The sequence below is a fragment of the Cupriavidus numazuensis genome (genome assembly GCF_905397435.1).
Lineage (GTDB): Bacteria > Pseudomonadota > Gammaproteobacteria > Burkholderiales > Burkholderiaceae > Cupriavidus > Cupriavidus numazuensis.
Genome location: NZ_CAJPVI010000021.1, coordinates 22000 through 43836, shown reverse-complemented (window position 1 = coordinate 43836; position 21837 = coordinate 22000). Strand labels below are relative to the sequence as shown.

Sequence of the window (21837 nt, the reverse complement as noted above, 5' to 3'; positions counted from 1 at the left end):
GCGCTCGTATCTCATTCGCGCTGTTTTCAAGTCCGAAATAACTGCATTGATTTGCCGATTCTTTTTCGTAATGGAATCGCAAATCCATAGTCATGTCAGTCGAACTTTAAACAATTGCAACATTCGACTGTTTTTCGGAATTGTCCTATAGACCTGTCCGGTCTTTGAATGAAAACATTCAAATTCCTCCGACATCAGCGCGTTTCGGGCCCATTGTTCCGGTGAACGTCTGAGGTTCCAGTTTCTGAATCCAGTTTCATGATGCCCGGCTGCAACGCGCAGGCCGGGTCTTTTTCTGACAGTTGGCAGACCGGGTTGACATCGCATTCCTCATCGCGATGAACATCGCCAGTCAGTGAAGTCGCCCGACTTCTTTGCGCCTGAAATACCAATAACGAGCGTCATGAACACAGGGCTCTATCGTCTGGTCTTCAATGTTGCGCGCGGCATGCTGGTCGCCGTGCAGGAATGCACGAAAGGGCGTGGCAAGGGGCGCCACACTGGCACGCGCGCGAGCTCCGGTTCAGGTGTTTTCGTGCCGATGCTCTGGTTCACTGCGCTGACCGCAGCGATGATGGGATTGCCGCTCGCACACCACGCTCAGGCACAGACACTGCCGATCCAGGTCGACAAGGGTGCCCCCGGTGCGCAGCCGTACGTCAGCACAGCCGCAAATGGCACCCCGGTCGTGAATATCGCACCGCCGAACCGCCCCGGTGGCACCAGCGTGAACAACTTCATCCAGTACAACGTCGGCCCGTCCGGCGTAGTTGTGAACAACTCCGGCCAGAACAGCCAGACGCAGATCGCGGGTTGGGTGCAGGGGAATATGCAACTGGGCAACAACCATGCGGGCACCATCGTGCAGCAGGTGACTGCGCCGAATGCCTCGCAAGTGCTCGGCATGCAGGAGATCGCCGGTAATCCCGCAGCACTCGTCTTGGTCAATCCTGCAGGGATTTACTGTTCGGGTTGCGGAACCATCGGGGCTGATCGCTTCACGCTGTCCACGGGCCGTGCATTGTATGGCCCCGATGGCAGCCTGGCCGGCTTCAACGTGAGCCAGGGCAATCTGGCCATTGGCGCACAAGGCCTGTCCAGCCCGCAAGCGCAAGTGGACCTGCTCGCGCGCTCGATCCAGGTCAATGGCGAAGTGTGGTCGAAATACCTGAACGCGATCGCCGGGGCCAACCAGATCGATGCCCAGACGCTGACCGCCACGCCGCAGGCCGGCGCGGGCCCGGCCCCGCAGTTCGCCATTGACGCCTCCGCGCTCGGGTCGATGTACGCGGGGGCGGTGCGGCTCGTGGGCACCGAGAAGGGTATCGGCTTCAATATCGGCAACAACATCGCCGCCAGCACGGGCGATATCGTGCTCGACGCCAACGGCGATGTACGCATCCTGCCGAGCGCCCGCCTGCAGGCCCAGGGCGCGGCAACCGTCTCCGGCACCAACCTCGACAATGCCGGCACGGTGACCACGCGGGGCGGGATCACTGCTACAACACCTGGCACGCTGTCCAACAGCGGCGTGCTGTCCGCTGGCGGCGACGTGCTGGCCCAAGCTAGCCAGATCACCAACAACGGCACCATTGGCGCCGGCACCGACGCCAACGGCAACGTGACGCAGGCCGGCACGGCCAACATTGCCGCCAGCGCCGCCATCCAGTCCAGCGGCAGTATCCTCGCGGGGGGCGACGCCAACCTGTCGGCGCCGAGCCTGAACCTGAACGGCGGTACGCTGATTGCGCACAACACCGCCAACCTGTCGGCCACGGGCGATATCAGTCACCAGGGCGCACACCTGGAAGGCCATGCGGTGCAGATCGCCGCCGGCGGCACCTTCGATAACACCGCCGGCTCGGTGGTCGGGGGTGTCAACGGGGCAATGATCCAGGCCGCCAGCATCCTGAACCGGAACGGCAGTCTCAGCAGCGGCGGCACGCTGGGCGTGAGCGCACAACAGACGTTGGACAATACTGCCGGGACCGTGGCGGGCGCAGGCGCCACCACCCTCCAGGCGGCGAATACCATCAACCGAGGCGGCAGCCTTGGCTCGACGCAGGGCGCGGTCCAGGTGACCGGTGCCCTGGATAACACCGGCGGCAAGACCCTGGCGGGTGGCGATCTCTCGGTTTCGGGCGGGGCGATCACGAATGACCAGGGCCAGATAGCCGGCCAGAATGTGCGCCTTGATGCGGGTGCGCTGGCGTTCAGCAACGTCCAGGGTACCGTCAACGGGGCTGGCACGACCACGGTCACGGCCAGCAGCGTGCAGAACCAGGGTGGCGCGGTCACCAGTACCGGCACGCTCGACGTACGCACCCCGGGCAGTATCGAGAATGCTGGCGGCACGATGGCCTCCAATGGAGCCACGACGCTTACCGCCGCCAAGGTGAACAACCAGGCCGGCACCATCGGCTCGGTCAGCAGCGGCCTGACTGTGAACGGACCACTGGATAACACGGGCGGCAAGGCGCTGGCCGGCACCGACGTCTCCATGTCGGGCGGCGCGATTACCAACGACCAGGGCCAGATCGCCGGGCAGTCGGTCTCGCTTGACGCCGCAGGGCAGGCCGTGAGCAATGCCCAGGGTTCCATCGCTGGTGGCATTGGTGCCACCACGATTGTGGCGGCCAGCCTACAGAACCAGCAGGGCAGTATCGCCAGCGGCGGGACGCTCGCCGTGCAGACGCCGGGCGTGATCGAGAACGCGGGCGGCACGCTGGGCGCCACCGGCGCCGCGACGCTCAGCGCCAGCCAGATCAACAGCCAGGCGGGTACGCTCGGCTCGGTCAAGGATGCATTGACCGTCAACGCGCCGCTGGACAACACCAATGGCAGCGCCACCGCCGGCACGAACCTGACGATTCAGGGCGGCGCCATTGTGAACGACCACGGCCAGCTCTCCGCCGGCCAGACGCTGAAGATCGACACCCAGGGTCAGGCGCTGGTGAACACGGCCGGCACGATGTCAGCCCAGGATATCCAGGCCGATACCGGCACGGTCAACAATCAGGGCGGCCTGGTGCTGGCCAAGGGCACCTTGCAGGCCAATACCCACGTCCAGGCCTACGATAACAGCCAGGGCGGCCAGACCATCGCGGGCGGCGCCATGACGCTGACCACGGGCGCGCTCAACAACGCGAATGGCGTCGTCTCCGGCCAGCAGGCGGTGACCGTCAACGGCGCGGCCATGGCCAACCAGCAGGGCCAGATTATCGCGGGCGGGCCGCTGGCGGTCACCGGCGACAGCCTGGCCAATGCCGGGGGGCAGGTCGCCGCGAATGGCGACGTCACGCTGCGCATTGCCAATACGCTGGATAACACCGCAGGCTTTACCCACGCGGGCGGCACGCTGGACGCACAGGCTGCCACGATCCTGAACGCGAACACGCTGGGTGGCAGCGATGCCAATCCGCTCGGCATGGAAGGCAGCACCGTCCAGCTCGTCGCCAGCGCTATCGACAATACCCTCGGCGCACTGCGCGCCGACACCGCACTGACGGCGACAGCAGCGACGCTGAACAATACTCAGGGGGAAGTGACCTCGGGCGGCACCGCGCAACTCAATGTGGACGCCACCACCAACACCCAGGGTCTGCTGGCCGCCAACCAGAAGCTGGGCGTGACCGGCACGAGCCTCTCTGGTGACGGCAAGGTCCAGTCCTCGCAGGGTGATGTAGCCCTGAGCCTCAAGAGCGATTTCCACAACTCCGGCGAGGTCAAGGCGGCCAACAACCTGGCACTGGACACGACCGGCGATGTGAAAAACAGCGGCACCATGCGCGCTGGCAATGGGCTGGACGTGCATGGGCGCAACCTCAACAACACGGGCGAGCTGTACGGCGCGGTGTCGAACCACTTGCGCGCCGACCAGTCGGTCACCAACGCCGGGCTGATCGACGGCGGCGCGGTGCGCATCGACGCTGGCACCACGGTCACCAACGTGGACCGTATCTTTGGCGACTCGGTATCCATCGGCGCCGGCCAGCAAATCCTGAACGACGTGAATCCGGCCACCGGCCAAGGCGGTGTGATCGCCTCGCGCGTGGGCGACATTAACCTGGGTGCCCCGGACATCATCAACCGTGAACACGCGCTGATCTATTCCTCGCAAGACCTGAACGTCGGTGGCGCCCTGGATGCGAATGGCAAGGCCACCGGCCAGGCCAACTCGCTCACCAATGCCTCGGCGACGATTGATGTGGCGCGCGACGCGAACGTCAATGCGGCCAGCATCAACAACCTGAACAACCACTTCGAGACGCAGGTTACCGATACCGGCGTGGTGAATACCATCACGTACCGGCTGAAAGGTTCCGACCAGGACATCGATCCGACCACGGCCATCTTCTGGGACTGGAAGCGCGGCTCTCCCGATGCGGCGCACCCCGCCACCGACCTGGGGTGGCTGTATCAGGACGGCAACGAGCGCGGCGCTTTTCGGTGGCTGATCCTGCCCTCGACGCAGTACCCGTTCTCGCAGTTTGGCCCGCCCTTTGATTGGTCGCGCCTGCCCGATGGCACTACCGGCCCCAACCGGGGCTACTATGACGCCGTGGAAGGCGACAACAGTTTCCTGCCCGCCGAGCAATGGACGCCGGTGAACCTGGCGCTGGCCCAGTTCTCGCAGACGGACAACGTCGGCAATGTTGTCGCGGTAACCGACGAGCACTTCTACTATCAACCGGGCGACGCCATCTGGGACAAGCTTGGCGTGACCCGTCCGACTTCCGCGCCGCCGCCATTCCAGGCGGCTTGCGCCAATGACGCGCCCGCGTCGTGTGAGGTTGCGTACCAGACGTACCAGACCTGGCGACAGGCCAACTTCGCCCAGTACCAGGCGCTCAACGACAAGATCAAGGCGTTCAACCAGGACTTTCATTCCCGCGTGGTGAGGGACTTCTACTCGGTCAACGAGCAGACGCGCACGCGAGACGAAACCGTCAAGACGACCGACCCGGCACGGTTGCTGGTCGGTGGCAATGCCACGCTCAACGGGGCCGTGGTCAACGACAAGAGCCAGATTCTCGTCGGCGGCGACCTGATCGTGCCGGCGCCCGTGGACAACCGGGGTTACACCGGCACGCGCATCGAAACGGTGTCCGGTTCCCAGGACTGGAACTACATCAACTACGGCGTCAACGACCCGGACCGGCGTACCACGCCCGGACCGCTGCCACCGATCAATGTCAACCTGCCGCTGGTGTTGGCAACGGGCACTTCGCTTGCCAACCAGGGCACCATCGGCCACGACGGCAGTGCGCCAGGCCAAGGTGCTGGCTTGGGCACGATGGCTGGGGCACAGGGCGCGGGCACGGGTCTGGCACCGCTTGCCACCCAGCCGGTGCTGAAGGAACTGGTGCTGCCAACCTCGGGGAACGGGCTCGCGTCCAATGGCCCCGGTGCCCGCCTGGGCGGCGCCACGATCCGCCAGGTCACGCCTGCGCTGGCCATGCCGCAGAACGCGCTGTTTCACGTCAACACGGCGCCGGGCGCGCACTACCTGATCGAGACCGATCCGCGCTTCACCGACCAACGCCAGTGGCTGTCCAGCGACTTCATGCTGTCTCAACTCGGTCAGGACCCGAACAATGTCCTGAAGCGCCTGGGCGATGGCTTCTACGAAGCACGCCTCGTCGCGGATGCCGTGATGCTGGGCACCGGCCAGCGCTTCACTGGCGACTATACCGACAATGAGGCCCAGTACATCGGCCTGATGAAGGCCGGTGTCGCCTTCGCGCAGCAGTTCCATCTGACCGTGGGTACCGAGCTGACCCCGGACCAGATGGCGCAGCTGACCTCGGACATGGTGTGGCTGGTCGAGAAGACCGTGACCCTGCCGGATGGAAGCACCCAGCAGGTGCTGGTGCCGCAGGTCTACCTGATGTCGCGCGTGGGCCAACTGAAGGCCGACGGCACGATCATGTCGGGCAACACCGTCGGCATCCAGACAGATGGCGATGTCAACAACACCGGCACCATCTCCGGGCGCAAGCTGGCCGTCATCGATGCGCAGAACATCAATAACATCGGCGGCACGCTCAACGGTGGCACGCTGGTCCTGAACGCCCAGCAAGACATCAACAACCTGGCGGGCAAGATCACCGGAGGCAACGTAGCGGCCCAGGCCGGCCGCGACATCAATTTCACGACCACCACGACCACGGCAACGGGCGTGGCGGGTGAAGCGGTCCACAGTCGCACCGTCATCTCGGGTGTCTCGGAACTCAACGCGGCCAACGCGACGCTGCTTGCCGGGCGCGACCTCACTGCCACGGCCGCCAGCATTGCGACCACCGGTGACCTCGGACTGGGCGCCGGGCGCAATGTCAATCTTGGCACGGTCGAGATCGCCGAGCGTCGTGACTCGGTGGCCGATGACAAGAACCGCACGAGCGTCGCACGTAGCACCGAGATCGGGACGCAGATCACTAGCGGCGGTGATGCGACAGTCATCGCGGGCCAGGACGTGAACGCGAAGGCGGCGTATGTGAGCGCCGAAGGCACCATCGGGATCGGCGCGCAGCGTGACATCAACATCAGCGCTGGCAAGTCGTCGGTGGCAATCCGTGACGAACAGAGCAGCACCAGCGGCGGCTTCCTCTCGTCTACGTCCACGCACACCATCGACCAGCGCGCCCACACCGATGCCATTGGCAGCACCCTTTCCGGTGATACGGTCAACCTGCAGGCCAAGCGCGACATGACTGTGGAGGGCTCGGGGATCGTGGCCACCCACGATGTGTCCATGCACGCGGACCGCAACCTGACTCTCGTCGCGTCCGAAAATACCGCGTCCAGCAACACGGTGAGCGAAAAGAGCACGTCCGGCATGTTCTCGGGCGGTGGCGCGGGTTTCACCATCGGCCAGCGGCAGAACGACCAAACGCAGAAGGTACTGGCGACGACCCACACCGGGTCGGTGATCGGCAGCCTCGACGGCAACGTCAGCCTCAGCGCGGGCGAAGCCTACACCCAGACTGGCAGCACGGTGAAGGCGCTGCAGGGCGACGTGGATATCCAGGCCAAGCGCGTCGATATCAATGCGGCGACCGACACCTACCGCATGGATCAGGAGACGCACTTCAAGCAGAGCGGCCTGAGCGTGTCCGTATCCAACCCGGTCATCGCCGCCGCGATGACAGCGGGGCAGATGGCCGAAGCCCAGAGCAAGACCAGCGACCCGCGCATGAAGGCGCTCGCAGGAGCGGCGACGGGCCTGGCTGCGAAGAACGCCTTTGATGCAGTCAGCCAGAATCCCCAGGCCGCCGGGGGCGTGAGCGTCAGTATTACCGTGGGCGGGGCCAAGAGCGACAGCCAGAAGACGCAGACTGCCACGACTGCGGTCGGCAGCACGGTGAGCGCTGGCGGCAATGTGCGCGTCCGTGCCGAAGGTGGCGGCCAGGACAGCAACATCAACGTGGTGGGCAGCGACCTCCAGGCCGGCAACAACCTGATCCTCAAGGCCGACAACCAGGTCAACCTGCAGGCGGCCGCCAGCACCGCCGACCAGCACAGCAGCAGCCAGAGCGTATCGGGTGGCGTGGGCATCGCCGTGAGCTACGGCTCCAACGGCGCGGCCTTTGGCGTCACCGCCAACGCAGCGGCGTCGCGCGGCAAGGCCGACGGCAAGGACGTGACCTGGACGAACAGCCACGCCACGGCCGGCAACGTAGTGGCCATTGAATCCGGCGGCGATACCAACATCAAGGGCGCCGTGGTTTCGGGCAAGCAGGTCGTAGCCGACATCGGTGGCAACCTCAATGTCGAGAGCCTGCAGGATACAAGCACGTATCACAGCAAGGAACAGTCGGCCAGCGGCAGCGTGACGGTCGGCTATGGCTTCTCGGGCAGCGCCAGCGTCAGCCAGCAGAAGATGGACAGCGATTTCGCCAGCGTGGGCGAGCAGTCCGGCATCCGCGCCGGCAGTGGTGGCTACCAGATCGACGTGAAGGGCAACACCGACCTCAAGGGCGGCACGATTGCCGGCGGCACGGCGGACAAGAACAGCCTCGTGACCGACACCCTGACGGTGAGCAACATCCAGAACCACGCCCACTACAGCGCCAGCAGCATCGGCATCGGCGGTGGCTTCTCGTCAGGGGGCGGAGGCAGCAAGTCGGCTGCTGACGGCAGCGCGGTCGGCGTGAATCAGGCGGGCCAAGCCACCACCGGCGGCACTGCGGTACCCGGTACCGAACTGCCGACCTCAGGTGGTAGCGGCCAGGGCGGCTATTCGTTCGCACCGCCGATGGTGGCGGCAGCGTCAGGCAGCGCCGACAGCACGACGGCGAGCGGCATCAGTGCCGGCACGATCACGATCCGCAATGACGCTCAGCAGCAGGCGCTCACCGGCAAGAGCGCCGCCGAGACCATTGCCGGCCTGAATCGCGACACCACGAACACGGGCAACCCGCTCAAGCCGATCTTTAACGAATCGGAAATCAAGGCGGACTTCCAGATCGTGGGCGCGCTGCAACGCGAGAGCGGCATCTTCCTGAACAACCGCGCCAGCGAGGCGGACGCGGCCCAGAAGGCAGCCGCCGCAGCAGCCAAGGACCCCAACGCCACGCAAGCACAACGCGATGCCCTTCAGCAACAGGCTGACGCTTTGGCGCCCTGGGGTCAGGGCGGCACCTATCGCCAGGTCATGACAGCGCTGACGGCCGCCGCCACCGGCAACGTAACCGGCTCGACCGCGCAGTTCGTGGAAAACGCGGCAGTCGGCTACTTCCAGGGTCTGGCGGCAAACCAGGTCAAGCAGATGGCCGATTACCTGGACAGCGACACGGCGCGCGCGGCGCTGCATGCCATCGTGGGTTGTGCCGGTGCGGCAGCCGCCAACCAGGCATGCGGCGCGGGCGCGATGGGCGCCGCAGCAAGCTCAGTCATCGGGAGCCTACTCAGTTCGACGGATGGGCTGACGCCAGGCCAAAAGCAGGCTCGCGAGAACATGGTGCAGAGCTTGGTGGCTGGCGTGGCCGGTGCCGTGGGTGGCAATCCAGTTACGGCGGTGAATGGCGCAACGTTCGAAGCTGAGAACAACTTTCTTGCCTTGGCGCCAATCGCGGTGGCTGCCGGAGAGGCTATTGCTGGCGGCGCCACGTTCTGCGCGACCCGACAGTCGCTCTGCCAGCGTGGTCTTGATGCCGCGAAACTCGCCGGAGTGACATTTGCTGCCTGGCTTGGCGCCCAGATGACTTCATCGCAGCCTGAGAAGTGGACCGGTGTGACCGGAACACCTAACAACGGGCCGGAGGGTGGCTCGACTACGGCGACACCAAACAACGGTCCCCAGCGTGGAACTGTCACTGGAACGCCCAATTCCGGTCCACAGGGCGGTACGGTTGTCGGCACACCGAACAATGGCCCGCAGGGTGGCACTGTCATTGGTACGCCCAATAATGGTCCGCAGACGAGCGATCCCCTGCTGGCTGAGCAGTTGCACCATGTCTGCACGGACAAGAACTGTGTCAGCGCCGCGAATGGCGGACCCTGGACGCCAGAGTTCGAGAAGCTTTTTGATGGCGCGGGTATGTCTCTGCAGGACCAGGCCAACAAGGTAATGGTGGAGGGGCATAAGGGACCCCACCCGCAGGAGTACCATGAGGCTGTATATGAGCGATTGGACGGTGCTGTGCAAGGAATCCGGAGAGGCACCCCCGAGTATGAAAACGCACTGCGCTCAGCACTGGAAAAGATCAAGATCGAAATTGCAACGCCCGGCACGAACTTGAACAGCTGGGTGACCAAAAAGTGAATGACGCGATGAACTTCTACAAGATCGGTATTGAATTTGGCAATTCAGATAGGTGGTTTCTGGATCAACCAGTAGATGAATCCGGACAGGAAGTTGTCGCGGGAAGATTCAGCCTCGGCCGCCAATGGGACGCCAGCAACCGACTACGCAGTTGGATTCGCAATCCGGGCCGGCCTGTAGCCTTTTCGCTCGGTGGCTTAGGGGACTACTTCGTAAAAAAGACCATGATGGACATGCTCATTGGTTCGCTGCCTGCTGGGACCGTGCAGGCTGTGCCCGTAGCCATCGATGGCATTGAAGAGCCCTATGAAATCCTCAATGTACTGGACATTGTTGATTGCGTGGATGAGGCTCGAACTGGTTTTTCCATGTTTCCACGCTGGACCGAAGAGGACGGGCGGCCGGACAAAGTAGGCGACTATCGTATCGATACCTTGCGCATCGACCCTGCAAGGGCCGCTGGTCACGACCTCTTTCGCGTCAAAGGTTGGCTGGTTGGTCTCGTATGTTCTGAGCGCATTCGTGATCTATTGATCGAGCTCGGCGTGACGGGAATTCGTTTTACTGCTGTTAGCTAGCCGTTGGAATTGACAGAAGCCGGGCGGGACCCCGATTGCTGGAAGTGGTACGAACGTCCCCCAGAGAGATACGAGCCGTTTGGTTGCAGAGGCATGGATAAGTTCGGTGGACACGATCTAAAGGTGAAATATTGGAAATCAAAAGGCTAGTTGATGTGGATTTTGACGTAATTCGCTATGGAACTGTCTTCCGATTCCCTGGTGGTTGGCCATACGAAGATACGGTCGATTTTCTTTTGACCTATCTCCCTGTTTGCGAGCGAGAGAGTGCTCTGGTTGTTGCCACAGGCCACAAAGCTGGCTTGCTAGCGGTAATGCTTCCAGAGGAGGCTGGCTGTGATAACGCAAAAGGGAGTGGGGTTTCGAGAAATTGGATCACTGAGAACTGGAAAAAATGGGTGTGGCCGGATTGCCTGGTGGACGATGTCTATGTGATCAATCGCTATGATGTTCCGACGCTTGCTACGATATCTGGGAAGTGAAATTGGCCTTTCGCATGGCAGTTGTTGGTACGGATGAGAAGGAGCTTGTCCAATTTCTTCTCGCGATGATCGACGGTCAGGCCTCCTTCATTGATGGCACGGATCAAGTTCTTGCCATGCTGGAGGAATTGGGAGGCATCCCAGCAAGCGACCCAGACTTCCGTGTGTTCTCCCTTGTACAGTCGGAGACCGATAGCCTTCCACGTCGGCATCAACGTAGTCTGTGGTCGCCAGAAGCTCTTGCGCGAATCGAGTCAGAGCTTCAGCGGTCGGAGACTTGGGCAAGGGCAACAGGAATCCACGCTTGCTTGAATCTATACAGGCGATTTCGCCGTAATTGACATCGCTCGCTTGCGCTGTCGTATGAGTTTCAAAAATGAAACCTAGCCATTTTTTTGTAATCGACTATCAGAGGCAGTTGATATTCGCAGGCCTGGAGGATTTCTCTGCGAATGCTGCTCTACCGAATCTTTGTGGTGGTCAATATGGGGAGCATTCGAGTCTGTGGCGGAGCGCAGTAATTGAATTCATTTGCACGAATATCAAGTGTGGGCTGCTTGACGTTGTCAATTACCCAGGCAAGCCGGAAACGCTAAGTCCCAGCGAGATTCTTGGGATTCTCACGGACGGGGATGAGAACCGTGGATTGGACGCGCAGATAGTGTGGGATGTTCTCTACTTCACCGGGACCGAGAAGCTGAAAGGAGTCTTGGCGAAGCTCAGTCTGCTGAACTGGGAAGCGATCAATGGTGGTGAAAATGCGCCATTGATCTCCTATCTGAAAGAGGCCTACCAAACAAGGTGACTGTCCTGGGCTTGAAGTCTGCCTCTGCGTCAGTTCGTTACGTTTTCAATGAACAAGAAGAAAATTAGGGCCACAAGGCTGTGGCCGTCTATTGCCGGTGCTTTGCTACTCAGTCGCTCGGTATTTGCCCAATCCCTGCCGTTCTTTCCGAACGTCACACCCAACGATGCCATTGAGCAGCGCCAGGAACAACAGCAGGACGCGGCCAAGCAGCGGGCCATGGCACGTCCCGACGTACTGTCCCCTACCCCGAGCGCTCTCACCACCGGGCCGCTGATCCTGCCGACCGAGTCGCCCTGCTTCCCGATCAAGGCCGTGGTATGGGACGGTGCCGAGGGCTTCGGCTGGCTCACGCCCGAGTCCGAGATCCTCGTCGGCCAATGCGCGGGCGCCAAGGGACTGCAGGCCATCCGCGACTACTTCGCCACCCGACTCGTCACCGAGGGCTTCATCACCACGCGCGTGATGATCCCTGGACAGAACCTGGGCACCGGCACTCTGCGCCTGCAGGTCATCGCCGGCCGCATCGACCAGGTGAAGTCGGAAGGTACCGCCGGCTGGTGGCGCACGGCCTTGCCGACCGGCCCCGGCGGGCTCGTGAACCAGCGTGACCTAGACCAAGGCATGGAGAACGTCCGGCGCCTGCAGGGCCAGGCCGACGCGACCATTGACCTGGTGCCCGGCGACGAACCCGGCGAGGCCGATCTGGTGGTCAAGCCCGGCACCGGCAAGCGCTGGCATGGCCTCGTCACGGCGGACAATGCCGGCCTGGCGAACACCGGCAAGTACCAGATGGGTGGCACGCTGACCGTGGATTCGCCGCTCTTCCTCTACGACAGCCTCACCATCTCGGGCAATACCAACGCCAATATCGGCAACGGCTCGGCCGGCACGCGCTCGTCGGCGATCAATTACAGCATCCCGTTCGGCTACTGGAGCGCCTTCTTCAACGCCAACCAGTCGCGCTACAAGCAGACGGTGGCAGGCTTCGAAGAGGACATCGTCTATGGCGGACGGAATACGCAGATCGAGGCGGGGCTTGGCTACGTGCCGTTCCGCAACGCCTCGGGCAAGACCAGTCTCTACGGCAAGGTATTCCGCAAGTCGGCCAGCAGCAGCATCAACGGTCAGGACCTGACGGTCCAGCACCGGGACTTTGTCGGCGTCGAGGTCGGCGCCTCGCACCGCCAGTACTTCGGCAACAGCGTCTTCGACATCGGCACAGCGTGGCGGCAGTCGCTGCCGAATCACTCCAGCGCGACGGGCTTCGTGTTGGGCGATCCGGACTGGGATGGCAAATCCGAGATTCTGCTGGGCAATCTGGGCCTCATGGTGCCGATTCAGCTCAATGGCCAGCGCCTGCGTTATCAAGGCACGGTGCGCATGCAATACGCCCCTTCGCGCATCCTGCCGTCCGACTACTTCGTGATCGGCAACCGCTATTCGGTGCGCGGGTTCGACGAGCAACTGACGCTGGCCGCCGAGAACGGCGTCACGATGCGCAATGACTTGGCCTGGCAGATCGGTGGCACGGGGCAGGAGGCATTCGTCGGCTTCGACATGGGCCATGTCAGCGGCCCGTCCGCAGCATTCTTGGTTGGGCAGACGCTGATGGGTGCAGTGATTGGAGCGCGTGGGCGGTGGCGTTTGGGAAGCCTGGCTGCGCTGTCATATGAGGTGACGCTTGGCACCCCGGTCAGGAAGCCGGACAACTTCCGTACGCACGGCACCAACATCGCCGCGCAGATGGGATTGGAGTTCTGATGCAACCTGTCCATCCTCACAATCCGGCGCCGATGTCCTTCCAGTGGGCGCTGGCGCTGACGTTTGTCGCGTGGTTCACCGAGGTTATCCTCTCAATGCTGCTTCACAGCACGCTGACAAGCCACGGACTGCAACCGATGGCGGCGTCGGCGCTAGTTCGGGTGCTGGCCTATGGCGGCGTGTTCAGCGTGCTCTTGCAGCAGCGCGCAATGACGTACCGCGAGCTGTTTCACGACAGCACCGCCAACGTTGCGGCAACGATGACCGGGCTCGGATTGCCGATCCTGCTCGTGGTGCCGCTGATTGTATTGGTGGACGGACTGGCGATGGAGTGGCTTCAGAAGCTGCTACCCATGTCCGCCGGCGAAGCAACCATGTTCGCCTCGGTGGCTGATGCCGATCTGGGTGTTTGGGTACTGGTGTGCGGTATCGCGCCGTTTGTCGAAGAGATGTTTTTTCGCGGCATCTTGCTCCGCGGTCTGCTCGGGCGCTATGCACCCGCCGACGCGATGGTCTACTCGGCGTTCGTCTTCGGCATGGCGCATATGAACGTCTACCAGTTCGTGATCGCTTTTGCTGTTGGCCTCATTGCCGCGGCCCTGTACCGCCGTACTCGATCACTATGGCCCGGAATCCTGCTGCATGCGGGTATCAATTCGCTGATCATGGTATTCGCAGTGTACGGCGTCGAGGCGACGTCCGGCACGCCGCTTTGGATCTGGGCCATATCGCTTGCCGGTGGGGTTGCAGGTGCGGTAGCTCTGCGCAGGGCGCTGGGGCGCGATGAGGGGCAGTCACTCAACGTCTGATATTCGGCGCAGGCAGTCTTCTGCCTGCTCGTACAGGACGGGCGGAGTGCCGATGCGCGCTGCCGGCCCGCCCTCACACCACCTCCTTCTCCCTCTTCCCCGCCTCCCTCCGCGCCGCAGCCGCCTTGCGCCGCTCATGCCGCTTCAGACTTACCTGTTCAAACCGCCACATCACATAGCAGAACGCCAGAAACGGCCACAACCACCCGAGCCATTGCGCCAGGCTGTTGAAATGTACAAACCGCCCCATGCGCCAGCCTTGTTCGGAGATCCAAGCATACGGATTCGACGGCAGCACATTGGTCAACACGACCAGCGTGATCAGCGCTGCCATGGCCAGTACCGCGCGCAGCCAGCGCGGCACGTATAGCAGCAGCGCCAGCGCCAGCGAGCTTGTCAGCAGCGCGAAGCGGCCGCCTTCGGACAGCCAGATGAAAGCGTTGCCATCGGGAAACTGCAGCTCCGCTACCGCGGCCTTCAGCAGCAGCGCTGCGGCAAGCAAGCCGGCGAGGATGCGCAGCATTGGCGCGTGCCGCCGCATCGAGATCGAAGCAAACAGTCCCGTGCCGAGCCAACTGCTTGCTGTGACCAGCGTTTCGAGCAACTGCTGGCTCTGCATATCGTCCGGCCGCAGGCCGATGCTTTCCTGCCACGCCGGCAGATCCGGCACCAGCATCTGCAGCACCTGCATGGGCCATGAGTCCGGATCGGTCAGCCATTCGCGCACGATGCCGCCCATGCCGAACAGGTGTTCTTGCGGAAAGATCTGCGCGAATGGCCACAGCAGCAGCAGGATGATCGCGAAGCTCGCGTGTGGCTCGAACCACGCGGTGCGCAGCTGCGTGAGCGTGCCGCGGTCGATCAGCGCGGACGTGAACGGCGCGACCACGGCGCCGCCGAGCAGCGCACCCAGTGCATTGGTGATGAGGTCGATGTTCGACGAGATGCGGCTCGGCAGCCAGGTCTGCAGCGCCTCCATGCAGCCGGAGAGCAGGGCGCCCGCGACCAGTGCGATCAGCGTGGCGCGCGCGCCCGATATGCGCGGATGCAGCGCGAGCACCACGAGCGCGCCGAACGGACAGTAGCCGAGCACATTGGTCAGCAGATCGAACTCGGTGATGTAGCGCGGCTTGGGCGCGGTCAGGAACGCAAACGGCGAGACGCCGTTGTCGACCCAGCCGGTGAACGGGTACAGGCTGGCGTAGACCACCAGCAGCGTGAAGCACACCACACCCACGCGCGCGAGCGGCGAGTACTTGGGCTCGACCGCCTCAGGCAGTGGCGCCTGCGGCGGCATGGCGGGCGGCGTGGGGGCCGGCACCATGGCGTTGCTTCCTTACTTGCCCTGCAAGGGCAGCCCGGCCGCCCACGCGAGCATGTCGGCAATGACCTTGTCGGTCGCATCCGCCAGTGCCTTCACGCCGCCCGCGCCGTCGGCGCTCGGGGCCGGCTCGCGCGCGGTGAAGGTCTGCTGGCCGATCATGCCGTGCTGGTACACGGTGGCGCGCACGCGCACCACGCCGCGGCTGTCCGTCGCGCTGTCGAACACCTGCTCGAACTCGAGCATGTCGACCTTGAGCGCGGGGACCGAGGTGTCGCCAAACCAAGTCAGCGCGCCACGCGCGGCCACGGCTTCGCGCAGGCGGCCGTCGAACAGCTGCGTGGGTGGGATCACCCAGCGCTGCGTCGCATAGGACTGCATCCGCTGGGCCTGCGAATACTGCAGGCGGTAGAACAGGGCATTGCTTTCCATCCACGTAGGACCATCGGTCTGCGCGATGCGGAGCCTGGGCAGCGTACCAGCTGCCGTTTGCGTCGACAGCGGCGGGCCCAGGTCATACGTGGTGACCGGCGCGGAGGGGCGCGTGAGCGAGCAGCCCGGCAGCGCGGACACGATGGCCAGCGCGGCGAGCAGCGTCCTGGCGGCGCGGTGGGCGGTGGGCAGGTCTGGTGTCGATGTCACGGTTGGCCTCGGTGGGTCAGGGCGGGCATGGCGGTCACGGTGCGCTGAAGCCGGGCTCGCCCGGGCCCGCCACGGGCGTCGGCGAGCCGAACAGCAGGCTATTGGGGCTGTCACTGAACTGTCCGGCCGCACGGTCGAAGGTGCGCATGGTCTGCCGCGCGTCGCGCGCCAGGCCGTTGATCTGCGGCAGCGTTTCCTGGCTCAGCGTGCCGGCCGCGGACTGGATCGACGCGGCCGCGCCTTGAAGGTCGCGCCCGACCGTATCGACGGTGCGCAGGACCGTGCCGTTCGGGTTGGACAATTCCTGCGTGAGCTTGCGTGTCGATTCCAGCGTCGCGTTGAGGTTTTCTGCGACCTTCGGCAGGCGCGCCGCAGCGGGCGCCAGCGAGGCGGAAAGTTGCGAGTAATCTTCGGCCGTCTTGTGGATCGAGCGGATGGCTGCCATCAGCTCGGCGCGGTTGCCGGACTGGAACATGTCGTTGAGCGAAGTCATCATGGTTTCGACCTGCGTCAGCAGCGAATCGCCGCGCTTTTCCAGTTCCTCGAAGAATCCCGGACGCATGGCGATGCGTGCCACGGCCTTGGGCGAGGTACGCAGCGGCGGCGAGGCACCGTTGCCTGCCTCCGCGGCGGTGTCGTCGAGCTGCACGTAGGCAATGCCGGTTACGCCCTGGAACCCGAGCGTGGCATACGTGGTGCGCGTGATCGGCGTGTCCTGGTTCACGTTGACGCGTACGATGATCTGGCCGGGCACCTGCGGGTCGAAGCGGATCGACACCACCTTGCCTACCTCCAGGCCGCGGTACTTCACGTCTGCCTGCGGACCCAGGCCGTTGACCGTCGAGCGCGTGACGAGGTCATACGGCACGCGCACCGCGTGGTCGCTGCTGAACCAGAAAATCGCGAACAGCACCAGCACGGCCAGGCCGATCGTGAACACGCCGGCAAAGAACGCGTGTGACTTGTTTTCCATCATGCTTCTCCAGATTGCGCGTCGCCGCGGGCCTGGTGCAGGGCCTGCATCGCGCGCTGCGCCCGTTCTCCGAGGAAGTATTCGCGGATGAACGGGTGGTCCACCTTGACGACTTCCTCGATCGGCGCCGCGGCAAGCACCTTGTGGTCGGCCAGCACGGCCACGCGGTCGGACAGTGCCACCAGCGTGTCCAGGTCGTGCGTGATCATCACCACGGTCAGCCCCAGCTCGCGGCGCAGCTCTCGGATCAGCGCCACGTAGTCGTCGGACGCCATCGGGTCCAGGCCGGCGGTGGGCTCGTCCAGGAACACCAGCTCGGGCTCCAGCGACAGCGCGCGTGCCAGCGCCACGCGCTTGGTCATGCCGCCCGAGAGATCAGCGGGCATCTTGTCGGCGTCCCGTGCCGACAGGCCCACCATCTGCAGTTTGAGCAACGCTGCCTGACAGATGAGATTGTCGGGAAGGGCGCGGAGTTCACGCAGCGGCAGCGCAATGTTGTCGATGACCGACAGCGCCGAGAACAGCGCGCCTCCCTGGAATTGCAGTCCCCAGCGGTTGCGCAGCGCCTGCAGCTGCGCGGGCTTCAGGCGCGTCGGGTCTTCGCCGAAGACGCGGACCGTCCCCGAGGTCGGCCGCTCCAGTCCGACGATCTGCCGCACCAGCACGGTCTTGCCGCTGCCCGAGCCACCGACGATCGACAGCACTTCGCCGCGGTACACGTCGAGGTTCACGCCGTCGTGCACCACGGCCTTGCCGTAGCGCTTGACGAGGTTGCGGACCTCGATGATCGGTTCGGCCCGCTGCGCCAGTTCGGAGGTTGTCGTAGGCGCGTTCACAGGCCGACGTCCTTGAACATCACGGCAAAGATGGCATCGGCCACGATCACGATGGTGATCGACACCACGACCGACGCCGTCGTGCCTTCACCGAGGCTTTGCGTATTGGGTTTGATGCGCAGGCCGAAGTGGCACGCCGCGAGCCCGATCAGGACGCCAAAGGCCACGCCCTTGCCCAGGCCCAGCCACAGGTTGGCCACGGGCACGGCGTCAGGCAGCGCGCGCAGGAAGAACGTCGGGCTGATGCCGAGCTGTATGCGCGCGGCGATGATGCCCCCGGCCAGTGCCAGTACGTCCGTCCACGCCACCAGCAGCGGCATGCACACGGCCAGTGCGATCACGCGCGGCATGATCAGGCGGAAGCCGTGCGAGATGCCCATCACGCGCATGGCGTCGAGCTCCTCTGTCACGCGCATCACGCCGATCTGCGCCGTGATGGCCGAGCCCGAACGCCCGGCGACGAGGATGGCGGCCAGCACCGGGCCCAGCTCGCGGATCACGGCCATGCCCAGGATGTTGACGATGAAGGTACTCGCGCCGAACGTGCGCAGCTGGTTGGCCGACAGGTACGACAGCACGATGCCGATCAGGAAGCCGACCAGCGCCGTGATGCCAAGCGCCTTGTACCCGATGTTGTAGATATTGGCCGAGATCTCGCGCCACGGGCCGCGCTGCGGCATGCGCGCGAAGCGGATCAGGTCGAACGTGAGCTGCCCGAGCATGCTGACGCCGTTGGCGGCCTGCGCGAAAAAAGACAGGACCGAGGCGCCGAACACCGTGATCGGGTTGAAGCGCTCGACGATATGCTTCTTCCAGCCCTCGGCATGCAGGTCGGCGATGCGTTCGAACACGCGGCGCTGGCCTTCGCTGGCGTCGAGCCGCTGCGGCAGCTTGCCGTTCCACGCCTGCCACAGCAGTTGCCCGCCGATATGGTCGAGCTTGTCCACGCCGGCCAGCGACCAGTGCGCATCGTCCGGCGTCTGGCAGAGCTCGTGCAGGCGCGAGCGCATGGCGCGGGCCTGGTGGCATCCAGCCAGGCCGAGCGCGGTCCAGTCGCCACATAGCTGCACACTGACGGTTCCGTCCTGGCGCGTGATGTTGAAGGCAGGCGTCGTCTGGCTTTCCAAGGGCTGGGCAATGTGATGGCTTAGTCCCGATTCTAAGCCACAGGCCGGGGTGGCGCGAGGAAAGGGCACCCGCGGCTACAATGCGGCCTTGGAGCCGGCGCGCGCATCGCGGCGGATCCGGGGCCGGCCAGACCGGCGCTGTCCGACAGGTTTGCGACGTCTACGCCACGCTCCCACGTCTCTACGTCTTTTCCACGCTCGCCATGACCAACGCCCCCGAATCGCAACCCGCCAGCCTGCAACCCTGGCGCATCGACGCCGACACCCTGCGTGCCGCGTTGCCGCAGGCGCTGCAGGCGTGGACGCTCGATCTGGTCGAAGAGACCGGCTCCACCAACGCCGACCTGACGCAGGCCTGCCGGCAGGCGCCATGGTCGGACGCCGGCACCCTGCGCCTGGCCTATCGCCAGACCGCTGGCCGCGGCCGGCAGGGCCGCCCGTGGCAAGGGCAGGCGGGCCTGACGTTCTCGGTGGCGCTGCCGCTGGCGCTGGCGCCGTCCCAACTGAGCGGCCTTAGCCTGGGCGTCGGTCTCGCGCTGGCGCAGGCGCTGGGCGATGTCGAGGCGGGGCTGGGCGCGCGCGTCGGCCTGAAGTGGCCGAACGACCTGCAGATCGACGGGCGCAAGCTCGCCGGCATCCTGATCGAGGCCGTGCCGGCCGGGCCCCAGCGCGTGTGGGCGGTGATCGGCATCGGCCTGAACCTGGTGCGCGACGCGCAGATGGAAGTTGCGCTGGGACGCGAACTGGCGGGCGTGGCCGAAGCGATGCCCGGTTTCGACGCGCAGCGCGACGCGATCCGGCTGCTGGCCGCCGTGCTCACGCGGCTCGGCGCCATGCGCGATGCGTTCCTCGCGCATGGTTTCGCGCCCATGGCGGCCGAGTGGTCGGCACGCGATGCCTATCGCGACCAGCCCGTGCGGTTGTTGCACGACGGCCAGGTACTGGCCGAAGGCATGGCACGCGGCGTCGACGGCGAGGGTCACCTGCTGCTGGAAACCCCCGCCGGTCTGGAGCGCATTACCAGCGGCGAGCTGTCGCTGCGGCCGGCCGGAGGCGCGGCATGAGCGCACCCGTGCTGCTGATCGACATCGGCAATACACGCCTCAAATGGGCCTGGTGCGATGCCGGCCAGGCATCCGCGCCTGAACCGGGCCGGCTGCCGACGCCATGGCAGCACAGCGGCGCGGTCACGCATACCGACGAGGGCGCCATGAACACGCTGGCCGGCGCGTTGCGCAATCTGCGCGGCGACGGTCCGATCCCTGCGGTATGGATCACCAACGTGGCCGGGCCGGTGATTGCCGGCCAGGTCGATGCCGCGCTCGTCGCGGCGTTTGGGGATTGCGCATCGGTGCACTGGGTGCGCAGCGCCGCCGCCCATGGCAGTCTCGTCAGCGGCTATCGCGAGCCCACGCAGCTCGGCGTGGACCGTTGGGTCGGCAGCATCGGCGCGCACCGCTGGCTGCCCGGCGAGACGCTGCTGATCGTCACAGCGGGCACGGCGACGACGCTCGATATCGTCACGGCGCAGCCTGGTGGACAGGGCCGCTTCGAAGGCGGGCTGATCCTGCCGGGCCTGGCGCTGATGCTGGGCACACTCGCGCGCAATACCGCGCAACTACCAGCGCTCGATGTGGAAGATGCCGGCACTGCGGCCGCCTCGCGCCTGCCGTGGGCCGACAACACGCACGACGCCATTGCCGCTGGCTGCCTGGCCGCGCAGGCCGGTGCCATCGAGCGGACGTGGCGCACGCTGAGCGAACGCGGCCCGACGCGCTGCCTGCTGTCGGGCGGCGCACGGCACGCACTGGCCGGGGCGCTCGCTGTGCCGTTCGAGATGCACGATAATCTCGTGCTGCTCGGCCTGCATGCGATGGCAACGGCCTGAGCGCAGCGCTCGCGCCGCATCACGGTGATTCCGCAATCGTCAACGCGCCTACCCTTTCACAACGCGCCGCCCCCATGTTCCGCCTAGGTCCGCCCGACCAGCCGCGATGGCTGTCGATCTCGCTGCCGCTGCTGCTGCTCGCCAACGTCATCCTGCTTGCGGCGGTGCTGGGCGTGTTCGGCGCGGATCCGCTTTCAGGCTGGTTCGGTACGCCGCGCGAACCGGCGCGGCTGCGGCAGCAGGTGCGCACCGAACGCATGGAGCTTCAGCCCGCGCAACCCGCCTCCGGCGTGGTGCCTGAGCCGGAGGCGCGCCGTGCCGGGCCGGCCGGCAAGGTGCTCGCGGCGGCGACAAAGCGCGTGGCGATTGCGGCCAGCGAGGGCCAGTGCGTGGAAATCGGCGGATTCAGCGCGCAGGCGGTACGCCGCGCGGCGGAGGACCTGTCCGGCGGATCCTGGCAGGTCGAGCAGTTCGAGCGCCGCGAACAGGTGCGCTGGTGGATCCACCTGCCTGCCCAGCCGACGCGCGAGAACCTCGAACGCAAGCTGGCCGAACTGCGCCGCCGCAACGTGACGGACTATGCGGTGGTGACCAGCGGCTCGCCCGAGGCGGAGTCCTTCACCGTGTCCCTTGGCCTGTTCCGCGAACGCGAGCGCGCCGAGCACTACATGGAAACGCTGCGCGGGCAGGGTGTGCGCACCGCGGTGCTGGCCGACGCCCCGCACCCGTTCACGCGCCAGTGGCTGCGCGTGCGCGGCGCCGACGAGGCGGCGCGCGTCCGACTCGATGACATGCGCCAGCGCTACGGCGCCGAAACGCTGCTGGCCTGCGGGGCAGCCTGAAGGC

14 protein-coding genes are annotated in these 21837 nt (G+C 64.9%); 9 read left to right on the top strand and 5 right to left on the bottom strand.

Annotated elements, in window-relative coordinates; genetic code table 11:
• Positions 1–403: 403 nt before the first annotated feature.
• The 6 genes from KHO41_RS17850 (at position 404) to KHO41_RS17825 (ending at position 14204) form a co-directional block, all read left to right on the top strand.
• Complete coding sequence (locus tag KHO41_RS17850; RefSeq protein WP_211954608.1) at positions 404–9766, top strand: hemagglutinin repeat-containing protein; 9363 nt, start codon at positions 404–406, stop codon at positions 9764–9766.
• Between the two features lie 8 nt (positions 9767–9774).
• Positions 9775–10344 carry an imm11 family protein gene (locus KHO41_RS17845; protein ID WP_211954607.1) on the top strand — a complete coding sequence of 190 codons (570 nt, stop codon included), beginning with the start codon at positions 9775–9777 and terminating at the stop codon, positions 10342–10344.
• Between the two features lie 131 nt (positions 10345–10475).
• Positions 10476–10826 carry an Imm45 family immunity protein gene (gene imm45 / locus KHO41_RS17840; RefSeq protein ID WP_211954606.1) on the top strand — a complete coding sequence of 117 codons (351 nt, stop codon included), beginning with the start codon at positions 10476–10478 and terminating at the stop codon, positions 10824–10826.
• Between the two features lie 376 nt (positions 10827–11202).
• Positions 11203–11631: a hypothetical protein gene (locus tag KHO41_RS17835; protein ID WP_211954605.1), complete on the top strand. Its 429-nt coding sequence runs from the start codon at positions 11203–11205 to the stop codon at positions 11629–11631.
• Between the two features lie 219 nt (positions 11632–11850).
• Complete coding sequence (locus KHO41_RS17830) at positions 11851–13395, top strand: ShlB/FhaC/HecB family hemolysin secretion/activation protein (RefSeq protein WP_244873877.1); 1545 nt, start codon at positions 11851–11853, stop codon at positions 13393–13395.
• Entirely contained in the window at positions 13395–14204 is an 810-nt protein-coding gene (locus KHO41_RS17825) for a CPBP family intramembrane glutamic endopeptidase (RefSeq protein ID WP_211954603.1), read from the top strand. Before KHO41_RS17830 ends, KHO41_RS17825 begins: the two co-directional genes overlap by 1 nt.
• Positions 14205–14277: 73 nt before the next feature.
• Here the strand turns inward: KHO41_RS17825 and KHO41_RS17820 are convergent, their stop codons facing one another.
• From KHO41_RS17820 to KHO41_RS17800, 5 genes are read right to left on the bottom strand one after another with little or no spacing between them, the layout of a single operon-like run.
• Positions 14278–15528 carry a VanZ family protein gene (locus tag KHO41_RS17820; protein WP_211954602.1) on the bottom strand — a complete coding sequence of 417 codons (1251 nt, stop codon included), beginning with the start codon at positions 15526–15528 and terminating at the stop codon, positions 14278–14280.
• Between the two features lie 12 nt (positions 15529–15540).
• On the bottom strand, positions 15541–16167 hold the full coding sequence (locus KHO41_RS17815) for an ABC-type transport auxiliary lipoprotein family protein (protein WP_211954601.1): 627 nt from the start codon (positions 16165–16167) through the stop codon (positions 15541–15543).
• A 34-nt stretch (positions 16168–16201) separates the two neighbouring features.
• A complete protein-coding gene (locus KHO41_RS17810) occupies positions 16202–17143 on the bottom strand; it encodes an MlaD family protein (protein WP_211954600.1) in 942 nt (313 codons plus the stop codon).
• On the bottom strand, positions 17140–17976 hold the full coding sequence (locus KHO41_RS17805; RefSeq protein ID WP_211954599.1) for an ABC transporter ATP-binding protein: 837 nt from the start codon (positions 17974–17976) through the stop codon (positions 17140–17142). The genes KHO41_RS17810 and KHO41_RS17805 overlap by 4 nt, the downstream gene beginning before the upstream one ends.
• Positions 17973–19103, bottom strand: coding sequence for an MlaE family ABC transporter permease (locus tag KHO41_RS17800; RefSeq protein ID WP_211954598.1), 1131 nt, complete (start codon positions 19101–19103; stop codon positions 17973–17975). The genes KHO41_RS17805 and KHO41_RS17800 overlap by 4 nt, the downstream gene beginning before the upstream one ends.
• Before the next feature lie 203 nt (positions 19104–19306).
• Here KHO41_RS17800 and KHO41_RS17795 point away from each other — a divergent pair, with 203 nt between their 5' ends.
• The 3 genes from KHO41_RS17795 to KHO41_RS17785 all read left to right on the top strand — a co-directional run bounded on the left by KHO41_RS17795 (position 19307) and on the right by KHO41_RS17785 (position 21833).
• The gene (locus tag KHO41_RS17795) at positions 19307–20167 is read left to right on the top strand and encodes a biotin--[acetyl-CoA-carboxylase] ligase (protein WP_211954597.1); all 861 of its coding nucleotides are present in this window, start codon (positions 19307–19309) and stop codon (positions 20165–20167) included.
• The gene (locus KHO41_RS17790) at positions 20164–20991 is read left to right on the top strand and encodes a type III pantothenate kinase (RefSeq protein ID WP_211954596.1); all 828 of its coding nucleotides are present in this window, start codon (positions 20164–20166) and stop codon (positions 20989–20991) included. Before KHO41_RS17795 ends, KHO41_RS17790 begins: the two co-directional genes overlap by 4 nt.
• Positions 20992–21065: 74 nt before the next feature.
• Positions 21066–21833 carry an SPOR domain-containing protein gene (locus KHO41_RS17785; RefSeq protein WP_211954595.1) on the top strand — a complete coding sequence of 256 codons (768 nt, stop codon included), beginning with the start codon at positions 21066–21068 and terminating at the stop codon, positions 21831–21833.
• The last annotated feature ends 4 nt before the right edge of the window (positions 21834–21837 follow it).